The 13,262-nt window shown below is 64.6% G+C and carries 13 protein-coding genes; 3 read left to right on the top strand and 10 right to left on the bottom strand.

What is annotated here, in order from left to right:
• Positions 1 to 61: 61 nt before the first annotated feature.
• From ACE10W_RS04320 to ACE10W_RS04310, 3 genes are all read left to right on the top strand, one after another.
• Positions 62 to 904: a protein-disulfide reductase DsbD domain-containing protein gene (locus ACE10W_RS04320; protein ID WP_304550852.1), complete on the top strand. Its 843-nt coding sequence runs from the start codon at positions 62 to 64 to the stop codon at positions 902 to 904.
• A gap of 246 nt (positions 905 to 1,150) precedes the next feature.
• A complete protein-coding gene (locus ACE10W_RS04315; RefSeq protein ID WP_370205844.1) occupies positions 1,151 to 2,518 on the top strand; it encodes a flippase in 1,368 nt (455 codons plus the stop codon).
• Positions 2,519 to 2,706: 188 nt separating this feature from the next.
• On the top strand, positions 2,707 to 3,531 hold the full coding sequence (locus ACE10W_RS04310) for a sulfite exporter TauE/SafE family protein (protein ID WP_028173468.1): 825 nt from the start codon (positions 2,707 to 2,709) through the stop codon (positions 3,529 to 3,531).
• Between the two features lie 126 nt (positions 3,532 to 3,657).
• Here the strand turns inward: ACE10W_RS04310 and ACE10W_RS04305 are convergent, their stop codons facing one another.
• From ACE10W_RS04305 to ACE10W_RS04260, 10 genes are all read right to left on the bottom strand, one after another.
• The gene (locus ACE10W_RS04305; protein WP_304550851.1) at positions 3,658 to 4,446 is read right to left on the bottom strand and encodes a 3-hydroxybutyrate dehydrogenase; all 789 of its coding nucleotides are present in this window, start codon (positions 4,444 to 4,446) and stop codon (positions 3,658 to 3,660) included.
• A gap of 1 nt (position 4,447) precedes the next feature.
• Positions 4,448 to 5,626, bottom strand: a complete 1,179-nt coding sequence (locus tag ACE10W_RS04300; protein ID WP_011084303.1) for a patatin-like phospholipase family protein — start codon at positions 5,624 to 5,626, stop codon at positions 4,448 to 4,450.
• A gap of 78 nt (positions 5,627 to 5,704) precedes the next feature.
• The gene (locus ACE10W_RS04295; RefSeq protein ID WP_038965381.1) at positions 5,705 to 6,208 is read right to left on the bottom strand and encodes a CAP domain-containing protein; all 504 of its coding nucleotides are present in this window, start codon (positions 6,206 to 6,208) and stop codon (positions 5,705 to 5,707) included.
• 209 nt (positions 6,209 to 6,417) lie between these two features.
• Positions 6,418 to 7,452, bottom strand: a complete 1,035-nt coding sequence (locus ACE10W_RS04290; RefSeq protein WP_304550850.1) for a sulfate/molybdate ABC transporter ATP-binding protein — start codon at positions 7,450 to 7,452, stop codon at positions 6,418 to 6,420.
• A complete protein-coding gene (gene cysW / locus ACE10W_RS04285; protein ID WP_011084300.1) occupies positions 7,442 to 8,353 on the bottom strand; it encodes a sulfate ABC transporter permease subunit CysW in 912 nt (303 codons plus the stop codon). Before cysW ends, ACE10W_RS04290 begins: the two co-directional genes overlap by 11 nt.
• 11 nt (positions 8,354 to 8,364) lie before the next feature.
• Positions 8,365 to 9,150, bottom strand: coding sequence for a sulfate ABC transporter permease subunit CysT (gene cysT, locus ACE10W_RS04280; protein WP_304553674.1), 786 nt, complete (start codon positions 9,148 to 9,150; stop codon positions 8,365 to 8,367).
• 91 nt (positions 9,151 to 9,241) lie between these two features.
• On the bottom strand, positions 9,242 to 10,243 hold the full coding sequence (locus ACE10W_RS04275) for a sulfate ABC transporter substrate-binding protein (protein WP_304550849.1): 1,002 nt from the start codon (positions 10,241 to 10,243) through the stop codon (positions 9,242 to 9,244).
• A gap of 124 nt (positions 10,244 to 10,367) precedes the next feature.
• Positions 10,368 to 11,099 (bottom strand): phosphoadenylyl-sulfate reductase, encoded by a 732-nt coding sequence (locus ACE10W_RS04270; protein ID WP_304550848.1) that lies wholly within the window; start codon positions 11,097 to 11,099, stop codon positions 10,368 to 10,370.
• On the bottom strand, positions 11,096 to 11,611 hold the full coding sequence (locus tag ACE10W_RS04265) for a DUF934 domain-containing protein (protein ID WP_011084296.1): 516 nt from the start codon (positions 11,609 to 11,611) through the stop codon (positions 11,096 to 11,098). Before ACE10W_RS04265 ends, ACE10W_RS04270 begins: the two co-directional genes overlap by 4 nt.
• Complete coding sequence (locus tag ACE10W_RS04260) at positions 11,598 to 13,253, bottom strand: nitrite/sulfite reductase (RefSeq protein ID WP_161536609.1); 1,656 nt, start codon at positions 13,251 to 13,253, stop codon at positions 11,598 to 11,600. Before ACE10W_RS04260 ends, ACE10W_RS04265 begins: the two co-directional genes overlap by 14 nt.
• Positions 13,254 to 13,262: the final 9 nt, after the last annotated feature.

Genomic DNA, 13,262 nt, shown 5'->3' with positions numbered 1-13,262 from the left:
GAGTGCATCCATCACAAGCAATTCAATGGTTTGACCCGGGTTGCCCCTGTAAAGACGTACCATGCTCACAAGAGTTCCCCTGCGTGCGGCGATCGGCGTCGCGACAACCCTGCTTGCGTCGTCACTGGCCCTCGCAGCCCGCGCCGACGACGCCTCGCCCTGGCAGCGCGACGGACATTCCGCGGTGCGCCTATTGGCGGGATCACGCAGCGGCGCCGTGCTGCTCGGCGGTATTGCCTTCCAGCTCCAGCCGGGCTGGAAGACGTACTGGCGTACGCCCGGGGATTCCGGCGTACCGCCGCGGTTCGACTTCTCGAAATCGGAGAATGTCGAGGCTGTGACGATCATGTGGCCGGCGCCGCTGAAGTTCGACGACGGCGCGGGCGGCCATTCGATCGGCTATCACGACCAGATCGTGCTGCCCTTGCGCATCGTCGCCAAGGCCGCCGACAAGCCGGTGACCTTGCGCGCCGAGATCAACTACGCGGTGTGCGAAAAGCTCTGCATTCCCGTCGAGGCCAGCGCCGAGCTCGGCTTCAACAGCGTCGCCTCGACCGAGGACGCCAACCTGCGTGCAGCGCTCGACACCGTGCCGAAGCCCGCCAATATCGGCGATCCCAATCCGCTGACGATCCGCGACGTCAAGCGCGACGGGCCCAAGAACGTGGTGGTCGACGTCGTCGCGCCGGCGGATGCGCGCAAGGTCAATCTGTTCGTCGAAGGGCCGACGCCGGATTGGTCGCTGCCGATTCCCGCGCCGGTCGAGCCCAGCCCGCCCGGCGTGAAGCGCTTCTCCTTCGAGCTCGACGGGCTGCCGCCGGGCGCCAAGCCCGACGGGGCGGCGCTGAAGTTCACGCTGGTCGGGCCGGAGAAGTCGTACGAGTTCAACACGAATTTGGAGTGATGGTCGTCCTGGACAAGCGTAGCGAAGCGGAGCGCCGATCCAGGACCCATTACCCCTGGGAGCAGTCGTGACGCGAAGCTGCTAACCCCGGGCCTTCGCCAAACTTCTCCCTGGGGTAATGGGTCCTGGCTTTCGCCAGGACGACGACGGAAAGCACCCAACCGAATCTTAACGAATGGTTGCTAATTCCCAAGGCTGCTGCAGCAAGGCTGCCGCGGCATGCGGAACGCCCTGGGGATTTTCGAATTGGCCGTGATGGATGCAGAACCTGCAGCGGGCGGACCGGCCGGGCTGATCGCGCGGCTGCGGGCTAGGCTCTCGGGCGGATCGAGCGAAGCGTCGCTGACGCGGCGGCTGGCCGGCACCATCTTCATCATCCGCGTCATCAGCGCGGGCCTTGCCTATTTTTCGCAGGTTCTGCTCGCGCGCTGGATGGGCACGTCCGACTACGGCATCTACGTCTATGTCTGGACCTGGGTGCTGCTGCTCGGCAGCATGATGGATTTCGGCATCTCGGCCTCCGCACAGAAGATCATTCCGGAGTATCGCACCGGCGGCGAGCACGCGCTGCTGCGCGGCTTTCTCTCCGGCAGCCGCTGGCTGACCTTTGCCGCCTCCACGCTGGTGTCGCTCGGCCTCGCCGGCGTCGTCAAGCTGCTGTCGCCATGGATCGATCCGGCCGAGGCGCTGCCGCTCTATATCGGCTGCATGACGCTGCCCGCCTTCGTCGTCGCCAACACCCAGGACGGCATCGCCCGCTCGCATGACTGGATGCAGCTCGGCCTGATGCCGCAATTCATCATCCGCCAGGCGCTGATCATCGGCATCACGGCTTGCGCCTTCCTGCTCGGCTATCATATCGGCGCGGTCGCCGCGATGGTCGCGAGCCTAGGTGCGGTGTGGATCGCGATGACCGGGCAGATGGTGGTGCTGAACCGCAAGCTCGCCGGCCATATCGAGCCCGGGCCGAAGGCCTATGACATCGGCGGCTGGCTCGCCGTCTCGCTGCCGATCCTGCTGGTGGAGAGCTTCTATCTGCTGCTGTCCTACACCGACGTGCTGGTGCTTCAGCAGTTCCGCCCCTCCGACGAGGTCGGCGTCTACTTCGCGGTGGTGAAGACGCTGGCGCTGGTCTCGTTCATCCACTACGCGATGTCGGCGACGACCGCGCACCGCTTCGCCGAATACAACGCTAGCGGCGACAAGGCGCGCCTGTCGGCCTATGTCGCACACGCCATCAACTGGACGTTCTGGCCGTCGCTGGCGGCGACCATCGTGCTGCTCGCGTTCGGCAAGCCGCTGCTCTGGCTGTTCGGGCCGCAGTTCACGGTCGGCTACGACATCATGTTCGTCGCCGCGATCGGGCTGGTCGTGCGCGCCGCCATCGGCCCGGTGGAGCGGCTGCTCAACATGCTCGGCCAGCAGAAGATCTGCGCGCTGGCCTATGCGCTGGCCTTCGTGATGAACGTCGTGCTCTGCGTCGCGCTGGTGCCGCGCTTCGGCGGCCATGGCGCCGCGGCCGCGACCTCGATCTCGCTCAGCTTCGAGACGGTGCTGCTGTTCTGGATCGTGCGGCAGCGCCTCGGCCTGCACGTTCTGGCGTTTGGAAAATAACCGCTCGCCTGCCCTGCCCCTTGGGGAACGCCTATTGCGTGACAGGCTCGGAAACGAGGCGAAACGACTGCCGTTCGCCGGCCGGTAGCATGATTTTTCTTATTTGGTCCAAGAGGTTGCCTCCCAGGGAAAATTTATTCTACGTCATATTGCCCAACTGACGAGATAAACCTAAGATTCCCCAGACCATGATTGATCCGCTTTACGTCGCCTCGGGTTTTGGCGTCGGCCTGCTTGTCGGGATGACCGGCGTGGGTGGCGGCTCGTTGATGACACCGCTGCTGATCCTGCTGTTCGGCGTCCATCCGTCCACCGCTGTCGGCACCGACCTGCTCTATGCCGCCGCCACCAAGACCGGCGGCAGCGTGGTGCATGGCTGGTCGCGCAGCGTGCACTGGCCGGCGGTGCTGCGGCTCGCCTGCGGCAGCCTTCCGGCAAGCGCCCTGACGCTGCTCGTGCTGTGGCAGCTCGATCTCAGAAGCGATGCCGAGCGCAGCCTCGTCAATCTGGTGCTGTGCTTCGCCCTGCTGCTGACCGCAACGTCCCTGATCTTCCGCAAGGCGATCATGGAACGCTACCGCAGGAAGCGGGAGCGCGTCGACGAGCGCACCACGGCGATTGCGACCGTGGTCACGGGAATCGTGCTCGGTGTGCTGGTGTCGATTTCGTCCGTCGGCGCCGGCGCGGTCGGCGTGACCGTGCTGCTGCTGCTCTACCCGCGCCTGCCGATGGCGACCATCGTCGGCTCCGACATCGCCCATGCGGTGCCGCTGACGCTGGTCGCGGGCATCGGACATTGGGCGCTTGGTGACGTCGATTGGGGGCTGATGGGGGTGCTGCTGCTGGGCTCGCTGCCCGGCATCATCGTCGGTAGCTTCAGCGCGACGCGCGTCCCCGAGACGGTGCTGCGCCTGACGCTTGCCAGCGTGCTGTTCGTGGTCGCCGGCAAGATCATGTTTGCGGAGCTGAACCTGTCATCCGCGTTCGTGACGGCGCTGGCCTGGACGCACTGAACGGAAACGTCGTCCGAGAACTCGTAGGGCGGGCAAAGCCAAGCGTGCCCACCGCCTTTCGTCAATCCGAGAAGGATGGTGGGCACGGCGCTGACGCGCCTTTGCCCACCCTGCGGCATCGAGTGCCTACTCCGCCGTCCAGCCGCCGTCGATCGAGAGGTTGGTGCCGGTGATCTGCGCGGCATCGTCGCTGCACAGGAACAGCGCCAGTGCGGCGACCTGCTCGGAGGTGACGAACTCCTTGGTCGGCTGGGCGTCGAGCAGCACGTCGTTGATGACCTGCTCACGCGTGAGATTGCGCGCCTTCATCGTGTCGGGGATCTGCTTCTCGACCAGCGGCGTCCAGACATAGCCGGGGCTGATGCAGTTGCAGGTGATCTTGTGGGTCGCGACTTCCAGCGCCACGGTCTTGGTGAGACCGGCGATGCCGTGCTTGGCCGAGACGTAGGCCGACTTGAAGGGCGAGGCGACCAGCGAGTGCGCCGACGCCGTGTTGATGATGCGGCCCCAGCCCTTCTTCTTCATGCCGGGCACCGCGGCACGAATGGCATGGAAAGCCGAGGACAGGTTGATCGCGATGATCTGGTCCCATTTCTCCGGCGGGAATTCCTCGATCGGCGAGACGAACTGGATGCCGGCATTGTTGACGAGGACGTCGACCGAGCCGAAGGTCTTCTCGCCGAGCGCGATCATCCCGGCGATCTCGGCCGGCTTGGTCATGTCGGCGGGCGAGTAGATCGCCTTCACGCCGAAGTCCGCCTCGATCTTCGCACGTTCCTTCTCGATGTCCTCGGCCGAGCCGAAGCCGTTGATGACGACGTTGGCACCGGCCGCCGCGAAGGCACGCGCATAGGCGAGCCCGATACCGCTGGTCGATCCGGTCACGACGGCGTTCTTGCCTGACAGACTACCCATTCTATTCGCTCCTTTTTGCCGGGGGCGCGGAGACGTCCCCCGTGAGATCGTAGGTCACCATGGTCTCGCCGGATTGCGGCTGATCGAGCCTGTCCTTGTGGCGCATCGACAGATGCACGTCGCGCACGCCGGCTTCCCAATGCTCGACCATGGCCACGTGCGAGAAATCATAGTCCTTGGACGAGGATTCGTAGTTCTTGCTGCGGTAGATCAGGTGCACCACGGTGACCGTGCTCTCACGAGATGCCTTCGCAAGGAATTCGACGGAAGGGTCGTTCTTGAGATAATCGGGCAATTTGGAAATCAGGTCGCGCACCGCCCTGCGGGCGTTGTGGATCTGCTTGTTCTTGTCGGTGTTCATCCGCGTGCGGCTGGAGAAGCGGATGTCCTTCTCGCGCTCGGTGGCCTCTAACAGCGAATTCGGCAGGTCGCCGCGGGCGCTGAACAGATCCACCTGGAAGATCAGCATGTCGCGAGCCACCTCGGCATCGAGCACGTAGTCGAGCGGCGTGTTGGAGGCGATGCCGCCGTCCCAGTAATGCTCGCCGTCGATGACGACGGACGGAAAGCCCGGCGGCAGCGCGCCGGAGGCCATGATGTGCTCGGGACCGATCTTCTTGCCGAGTTTCTTGAACTCGTAATTGTCGAAATATTTGAAGTTGCCGGAGGTGACGCCGACGGCGCCGACGGAGAAGCGCGTCTTGAGGTCGTTGATGCGGTCGAAATCGACCAGACGCTCCAGCGTCTTCTTCAGGGGCGACGTGTCGTAGTAGCTTTCCGCCTCGGGATGGCCCGGCGGCCACATCGGCGCGGGCGGCACGCGCGGGACGAAGAAGCCGGGGACGCCGAAGGTCGCGATCAGCGCGGCGCTGGTGGAGTTGAACAGCTCGCGACTGTGGTCGCTCTTGCCGATCGGCTTCCACGGCACCGGCGCCGAGACCATCTCCCAGAATTCCTTCATCCGCTTGACGCGGGTGTGGCCCTCATTGCCGGCGATGATGGCGGCGTTGACCGCCCCGATGGAGATGCCGGCGACCCATTCGGGCTCGAAGCCATAGCCGCACAGCGCCTGATAGGCGCCGGCCTGATAGGAGCCGAGCGCACCGCCGCCCTGCAACACCAGGACACGTTGCGCATTTGCGGGGACGCTGGCGGTTTCCGGGCTGGTATGATCTGTCATGCGGGAACAATAGCAGATGGCGAGCGACCGTGGCGACAGTTCGCCGCGGCGTCAATGCATCCCGGGATCAAGTCTGGCTTATCGGGGATCCGTCGAGGCCAGGATCATGGTCCAGAACACCTTGTATTTGGTGCCTGGAGCATAGCCCGCCGCGATGCCCAATTTTGTGACACCGCTCTTGAGCATGTTCGCCCGGTGCGGGGGCGAGTCGCGCCAGCCGGAAAACGCTTCCGCCAACGTATGATAGCCGGCCGAGACGTTCTCGACCGCCACGCTGGCCGGATAGCCGCCGGCACTGAGGCGCTTGGCCAGGGGCGCGCGAACGTCATGGTCCATCTTGTTGGCCGCCGCCATCGCCTGGGACTGGGATTCGGCGAGCCGCATCAAGTCGGGGTCGATCACGACGGTGCCGAGCCCATTGTTCTGGCGGTATTGCGAGATCATCACCGCGGCCGCCGGCGCGTCGAGCTTGGCGCCCGGGACCGCCATATCGGCATACATCGACGGCTGCTGGACCGGTGCTTCGTTGCCGGCACAGCCGGCGAGCAGCAAAGTAATGAGTATTGCGGCCGCAGCGCGCATGAATCGGGGCCCCCAAATGAAGGGCCGTTGTTGCATACCAACCGTGGCTGAAAGGTGAATTTTGAGGAAAATCGACGCAAATCGTTCCGGGGCGATGCAAAGCATCGAACTAGGGTGCGCAATTGCGCACCTGAGAATCTCGAGATTCCCCGGTGCGCAACTGCGCACCTGAGGTCTGGTCCTTCGGACCATCCCGGAATGACGAGGCGTTAACCCGCAAATATCCGGTAGCGGCGGGGCTCGAGGCCGACCCTGTCTCCGGCGCGGAGTTCCTTGTCGCGGGGAGCGTCGATCTCGATGGTTTCGCCGCCGAACAGCGCCACCTCGGCCCGCTGCACCGGGCCAAAATTCCGGACGTGCCGCACGGCGCCCTCGAAGGCGCCACTGCCGGGCGGACCGATCAGCATGTCATGTCGCCGCACGAACAGTCGTGACGCGCCAGGCGCAAGTCCGTCCGCCGCAAGCCGGAGCGGCCGCTCGCCGAGCCGGACCACGCCGTCGTCAATCCTGACCGGGAGCTCGATGGATTCGCCGATGAAGCCGTGGACAAAAGCAGTCGCCGGGCTTTCATAGACGTCTTCGGGCGAGCCGATCTGCTCGATCCTGCCCTTGTCCATCACCACGACGCGGTTGGCGACTTCCAGCGCTTCCTCCTGGTCGTGGGTGACGAAGATCGAGGTGACGTTGATCTCGTGATGCAGCGAGCGCAGCCATTTGCGCAGTTCTTTCCGCACCTTCGCATCGAGCGCGCCGAAGGGCTCGTCGAGCAACAGGATGCGCGGCTCGATCGCGAGCGCGCGGGCAAGCGCGATGCGCTGGCGCTGGCCGCCGGAGAGCTGGCTCGGATAGCGGTCGGCAAGCCAGTCGAGCTGCACGAGATCGAGCAGCTCCTTCACCCGGGCGCGGATCCTGGCTTCCTCTTTCCGGACCGCGCGCGGCTGCACGCGCAGGCCGAAGGCGACGTTCTCGAACACCGTCATGTGGCGGAACAGTGCGTAATGCTGGAACACGAAGCCGACGTGCCGCTCACGCGCGCCTTGCGCCAGCGCGTCCTCGCCGTTGAAGGAGACCTCGCCCGAGTCGGGCCAGTCGAGGCCAGCGATGATGCGCAGCAGCGTGGTCTTGCCGGAGCCCGAAGGCCCGAGCAGCGCCAGCAGCTCGCCATTGTCGACCTTGAGGTTGACGCCATCGAGGGCGGCAAAGCTGCCGAACTTCTTGACGAGATTCCTGACTTCAATGGTCACTTGCGTCCTGTCCTTCGTCCAGATGACGTTCGAGAACGGTCTTTGCGATCAGCGTGATCAGCGCCAGCATCGCCAGCAGCGAGGCGATCGCGAACGCGGCGACGAACTGGTACTCGTTGTAGAGGATCTCGACCAGCAGCGGCATGGTGTTGGTCTCGCCGCGAATGTGGCCCGACACGACCGACACCGCACCGAACTCGCCCATCGCGCGCGCGTTGCAGAGCAGGACGCCGTAGAGCACGCCCCATTTGATGTTCGGCAGCGTGACGCGGAAGAAGGTTTGCAGGCCCGAGGCGCCGAGCGAGATCGCGGCTTCCTCTTCCTGCGTGCCCTGCTCCTGCATCAGGGGGATCAGCGCGCGCGCCACGAAGGGGAAGGTCACGAAGGTGGTCGCGAGCGCAATGCCGGGCACAGCGAACAGGATCTGGATGTCGTGATCCCTAAGCCAGCCGCCGAAATAGCCCTGCGCGCCGAACAGCAGCACGAAGACGAGACCCGAGATCACCGGGCTCACCGAGAACGGCAGGTCGATCAGCGTGATCAGGAAGGTCTTGCCGCTGAACTCGAACTTGGCGATGGCCCAGGCGGCGACGAGGCCGAATACGAGATTGAGGCCGACCGAGATCGCGGCGACCAGCAGCGTCAGCTTGATCGCTGACAACGCCTCCGGGTCGGCGAGCGCGGAAAGATAGGCCAGAATGCCTCTCGAGAACGCCTGCGCGAACACGACGACCAGCGGCAGCACGACGAAGACGGAGAGGAACAGCACCGCCAGCGTGATGATGGCGATGCGCACCGCGCGCGGTTCGGTGCGAAGGTTGTCCTGCGCGGCCGCCGCATGCGCGCGCGCCCTGGCGTCCGAGGCCGAGAGCGAGACGGAATCTGCCATCTGCATCGTCATCGCATCCGCCCTCAGCGCGCCGGGATCCGGCTCTGCGCCCAGCGCTGGAGCCGGTTGACGGCGAAGATAATGACGAAGGCGACGACGAGCATGACCACCGCAATGGCGGTCGCATCGGCGTAGCGGAATTCGGAGAGCCGGATCACGATCAGCAATGGCGCGATCTCGGAGACGTTCGGCAAATTGCCGGCGATGAAGATCACCGAACCGTATTCACCGACCGCACGGGCGAAGGCGAGCGCGAGGCCCGTGAGCAGCGCCGGCGCGAGCGAGGGCAGGATCACGCGGATGATGGTCTGCCAGCGGCTCGCGCCCAGGCTGCCCGCGGCCTCCTCGATCTCGGGGTCGAGATCCTGGAGCACCGGCTGCACGGTGCGCACCACGAAGGGGATGCCGATGAAGATCATGGCGACAAAGATGCCGACCGGCGTGAACGCCACCTTGATGCCGAGCGCGGCGAGCGGCGCGCCCAGCCAGCCCTTCTCGGCAAACAGCGCGGTCAGCGCGACGCCGGCGACCGCCGTCGGCAGCGCGAACGGCACGTCGACGATGGCGTCGAACAGGCGCCGGCCGGGAAACCGATAGCGCACCAACGCCCAGACGATGATGCTGCCCATGACCAGATTGACGCAGGCCGCCGCGAAGGCGAGCCCGAACGAGACCCGCAGCGCATTCAGGGTGCGGCGGCTGGAGAGGATGTTCCAGAACTGCTCGGGGCTCAGCTCGAGCGATTTCAGGAACAGGCCGGCGAGTGGAATCAGGATGATGATGGATAGCCAGGAAAGCGTCAGCCCCATGGTGAGACCGAAGCCCGGCAATGTCCGGCGTCGTGCTGCTACAACTGCGCTCACCAGGCCCCCTGCTACAGCCTCCTAAGACAGCGCCCGATCAGTTCTTGTAGATCTGATCGAAAATGCCGCCGTCGGCAAAATGTTCCTTCTGCGCCTTGGTCCAGCCGCCGAAAACGTCGTCGATCGTGAACAGCTCGACCTTGGCGAACGAGTTTTCATACTTTTTGGCGATCTCGGCATCGCGCGGACGGTAGAAATTGCGCGCGGCGATCTCCTGGCCTTCTCTGGTGTACCAGTACTGAAGGTAGGCATCGGCGGCGTTGCGGGTGCCCTTTTTGTCGGCAACCTTGTCGACGATCGCGACCGGCGGCTCGGCCAGGATCGATAGCGGCGGCGCCACGATCTCGAATTTTTGGGGACCGAATTCCTTGAGCGCGAGATAGGCCTCGTTCTCCCAGGCGAGCAGCACGTCGCCGACGCCGCGCTCGACGAAGGTCACGGTGGCGCCGCGCGCGCCGGTATCGAGCACCGGCACCTGCTGGTAAAGCTTTCCGATGAAATCCTTGGCCTTGTCGGCCGATCCGTATTTCTTTTGCGCAAAGCCCCAGGCCGCCAGATAGTTCCAGCGCGCGCCGCCCGACGTCTTCGGGTTGGGCGTGATCACGGCGACGCCCGGCTTGAGCAGGTCGTCCCAGTCCTTGATGCCCTTCGGATTGCCCTTGCGCACCAGGAACACGATGGTGGACGTGTAGGGTGATGAATTCTGCGGCAGACGCTTCTGCCAGTCGGCCGTAATGAGGCCCTTGCTCGCGATCGCATTGATGTCATAGGCGAGCGCGAGCGTCACCACATCGGCCTGCAATCCGTCGATCACCGCGCGCGCCTGCGATCCGCTGCCGCCATGCGACTGCTTGATCTCGACGCTCTTGCCGGTTTCCTTCTGATAGGCGTTCACGAACGCCTTGTTGAACTCGCCATAGAGCTCCCGCGTCGGATCGTACGACACGTTCAGAAGATTGATGTCAGCAGCGAGAGCCGAGCTTGCCAAGAAGCCTGTCGCCAGGAGGCCTGCCGCGAGCAGAACGATACGGCGCATCATGTCCATCTCCATTCACCTCAGCGACGTCGATGTCGCCGATGGCACACGGGCATAACTCGGGACAAACCGCTCCTAAGTCAACGGAACCGGATTTTCTTGTTCGCGGCGTCGCAGCCTGACTGTGCTACGAAGTCTTCATCGTGTGGATGCCGCATTCTGTCTTGGCCCGGCCGCGCCAGCGACCGGCGCGCACATCCTCGCCTTCGGCCGTTCTGCTGGTGCAAGGCATACACCCAACCGACAGGAAACCGGAGGCGGCCAGTGGATGACGCGGCAATTTGGCGCGGACGAAAATCGCCTCGAGTTCCTCGCGCGAAACGTTGGCGAAGGGGTTGAACTTCAACCGCGCACCGTCGTCCTCAACCACCGGAATGTCGGCGCGCGCATTGCCCTGGAAGCGCTTGCGGCCGTTGATCCAGGCATCGAACGGCTTCAGCGCGCGCGCCAGCGGCTCCACCTTGCGGATGCGGCAGCAGGCGTCGGGATCGGAGAACCAGAGGTCGCGGTCGGGATCCTCGCGCGACAGCGTCTCCTCCGCCGGCTTGATCGAGCGGACGTCCTTGAGCCCCAGCGTCGCGATCAGCATGTCGCGATAGGCGAGCGTCTCCTCGAACAGCCAGCCGGTGTCGAGGAAGATCACGGGGATCGACGGATCGACGTCCGCCATCACCTTCAGAAGCGTCGCCGATTCCGTGCCGAAGGACGACACCAGCGCAAGCTTGTCGCGGCCGACCGCCTTCAGGGCCGCGGCGATGACCTCCGCGGGCGAGGCATCGCGCAAGGCGCGATCGAGTTCCGCGGCCGAGGGCAGCGCGGAAACGGACACCGGAGATACCTGAGGCGCGATTGCGTTCACGTGCCGACACCTTCGGAGTGACGCAACTGCATGCGCCGGTGCAGCGCCGTGATCCGGCCGTCGCCGGTCGGCTGGTAGAACACCGAATAGCGCTTTGCGGTCTGCATGAAGGCTTCCGCGTCGGCCTGCTTCTTGACCTCGAAGGAATCGAAGCCCGCACGCAGCATGAACACGAACTGGTCGCGCAGCACCTGCCCGGTGGCACGCAGCTCGCCGCGATAGTTGTAGCGCTCGCGCAGCAGACGCGCCTGACTGTAGGCGCGTCCGTCGCGGAAGCTCGGGAACACCAGCGCAACGGCGGCGACCTTGCCGAGATACGGCACGAGCTCGTCGATGTCGCGATTGTTCGGCCAGATCACGCCGACCTTGCCGGCACGCTTGAGCAACGCATCGGCCTCACCGACGAAACGCTCGGCCGGCACCAGGATGTCGCCGCCCTCCGGCAGCGGCGTGTCGACCGCCAGCTTGACGAAGCTGTCGTCGACGATTTTTCCGCCATTAACGAGTGGCATAGACACGCTCCTTGAAGGGTTCGACGCCGAGGCGCTTCACCGTGTCGATGAACAGCTCCTCCGGGCGCTCGCGCAGCGCGAGATAGGCTTCCACGATGTCCTCGACGACGTCGGCGACCTCGTCGAACTTGACGCCGGGGCCGATCAGATTGCCGAGCGCGGCGCTCTCGTCGGCGCGGCCGCCGATGGTGATCTGGTAGACCTCCTCGCCGTTCTTCTCGACGCCAAGAATGCCGATATGGCCGACATGGTGATGGCCGCAGGCATTGATGCAGCCGGAGATGTTGATGTGCAGCCGGCCGATCAGGTTGGCGAGCTCGTGATTGGCGAAGCGCCGCGTCAATTCCTGCGCGATCGGGATAGAGCGCGCATTCGCCAGCGAGCAATAGTCGAGCCCCGGGCAGGCGATGATGTCGGTGATCAGATTGACGTTCGGCGTCGCCAGCCCGAGCTTGTCGAGCGCCTTCCACAACGCCGGCAGATCGCGCTTGGCGACATGCGGAAGCGCCAGGTTCTGCTCGTGACCGACGCGGATTTCGCCGAAGGAATATCTGTCGGCGAGATCGGCGAGCGCATCCATCTGCTCGGCGGTGGCATCACCCGGAGGCGCGCCGATCGGCTTCAGCGAGATCGTGACGATGGAATAGCCCGGGTTCTTGTGCGGGGCGACGGAGTTCTTGCGCCACGCCTCGAAATCGGGGTCGGCCGCGGCCTGCCGCAGCTCGTCCGGCATGTGCGGCAGCTTCTCGTACGCGGGATAGATGAAGCGCGAGCGGATGTCCTCGATCACCTCGTCGTCGATCTGGAGCGAGGAGTTGCGGATGTGCTGCCACTCCTCCTCGACCTCGCGCGAGAACTTCTCGATGCCGAGCTCGTGCACCAGGATCTTGATCCGGGCCTTATAGATGTTGTCGCGGCGTCCGTACTGATTGTAGACGCGCAGGATGGCCTCGATGTAGCTCAAGAGATCGCGGCCGTGCACGAAGTGCTTGATGGTCTTGCCGATGAACGGCGTACGGCCGAGACCGCCGCCGACCAGGACCTCGAAGCCGGTTTCGCCCTTCTCGTTCTTGATCAGGCGCAGTCCGATATCGTGGACCTTGATCGCGGCACGGTCGTGGTCCGACGCGGTGATCGCGATCTTGAACTTGCGCGGCAGGAACGAGAATTCCGGATGCAGCGTGGTGTGCTGGCGGATCAGCTCCGACCAGATGCGGGGATCCTCGATCTCACCGGGCGCGACGCCGGCCCACTGGTCCGAGGTGACGTTGCGCATATTGTTGCCGGAGGTCTGCATCGCGTGGATGCCGACCTCGGCGAGATCGGCCAGCGCGTCCGGCAAGTCCGACAGCTTGATCCAGTTGAACTGGATGTTCTGGCGCGTGGTAAAATGGCCGTAGCCGCGGTCGTATTTGCGCGCGACATGGGCAAGCGCCCGCAACTGGTTCGACGCCAGCGTGCCGTAGGGAATCGCGACGCGAAACATGTAGGCGTGGAGTTGCAGATAGACGCCGTTCTGCAAGCGCAGCATCTTGAATTCGTCTTCGGTGAGCTCGCCCGAGAGACGGCGCTGCACCTGGTCGCGGAATTCCGAGACGCGCTCGTTGACCAGCGTGCGGTCGATTTCGTCGTAAGCGTACATGAAGAATGC

Origin of the sequence: Bradyrhizobium sp. B025, assembly GCF_042257955.1 — a bacterium.
Lineage (GTDB): Bacteria > Pseudomonadota > Alphaproteobacteria > Rhizobiales > Xanthobacteraceae > Bradyrhizobium > Bradyrhizobium diazoefficiens.
Note: the sequence above shows the minus strand (reverse complement) of the source record. Positions and strands in the feature narration are given on the sequence as shown.

Coding starts and splice junctions, on each gene's coding strand:
- ACE10W_RS04320 (WP_304550852.1), top strand. CDS start 62: ATGCTCACAAGAGTTCCCCTGCGTGCGGCGATCGGCGTCGCGACAACC.
- ACE10W_RS04310 (WP_028173468.1), top strand. CDS start 2,707: ATGATTGATCCGCTTTACGTCGCCTCGGGTTTTGGCGTCGGCCTGCTT.
- ACE10W_RS04305 (WP_304550851.1), bottom strand. CDS start 4,446: ATGGGTAGTCTGTCAGGCAAGAACGCCGTCGTGACCGGATCGACCAGC.
- ACE10W_RS04300 (WP_011084303.1), bottom strand. CDS start 5,626: ATGACAGATCATACCAGCCCGGAAACCGCCAGCGTCCCCGCAAATGCG.
- ACE10W_RS04295 (WP_038965381.1), bottom strand. CDS start 6,208: ATGCGCGCTGCGGCCGCAATACTCATTACTTTGCTGCTCGCCGGCTGT.
- cysW (WP_011084300.1), bottom strand. CDS start 8,353: ATGACGATGCAGATGGCAGATTCCGTCTCGCTCTCGGCCTCGGACGCC.
- cysT (WP_304553674.1), bottom strand. CDS start 9,150: ATGGGGCTGACGCTTTCCTGGCTATCCATCATCATCCTGATTCCACTC.
- ACE10W_RS04275 (WP_304550849.1), bottom strand. CDS start 10,243: ATGATGCGCCGTATCGTTCTGCTCGCGGCAGGCCTCCTGGCGACAGGC.
- ACE10W_RS04265 (WP_011084296.1), bottom strand. CDS start 11,611: ATGCCACTCGTTAATGGCGGAAAAATCGTCGACGACAGCTTCGTCAAG.
- ACE10W_RS04260 (WP_161536609.1), bottom strand. CDS start 13,253: ATGTACGCTTACGACGAAATCGACCGCACGCTGGTCAACGAGCGCGTC.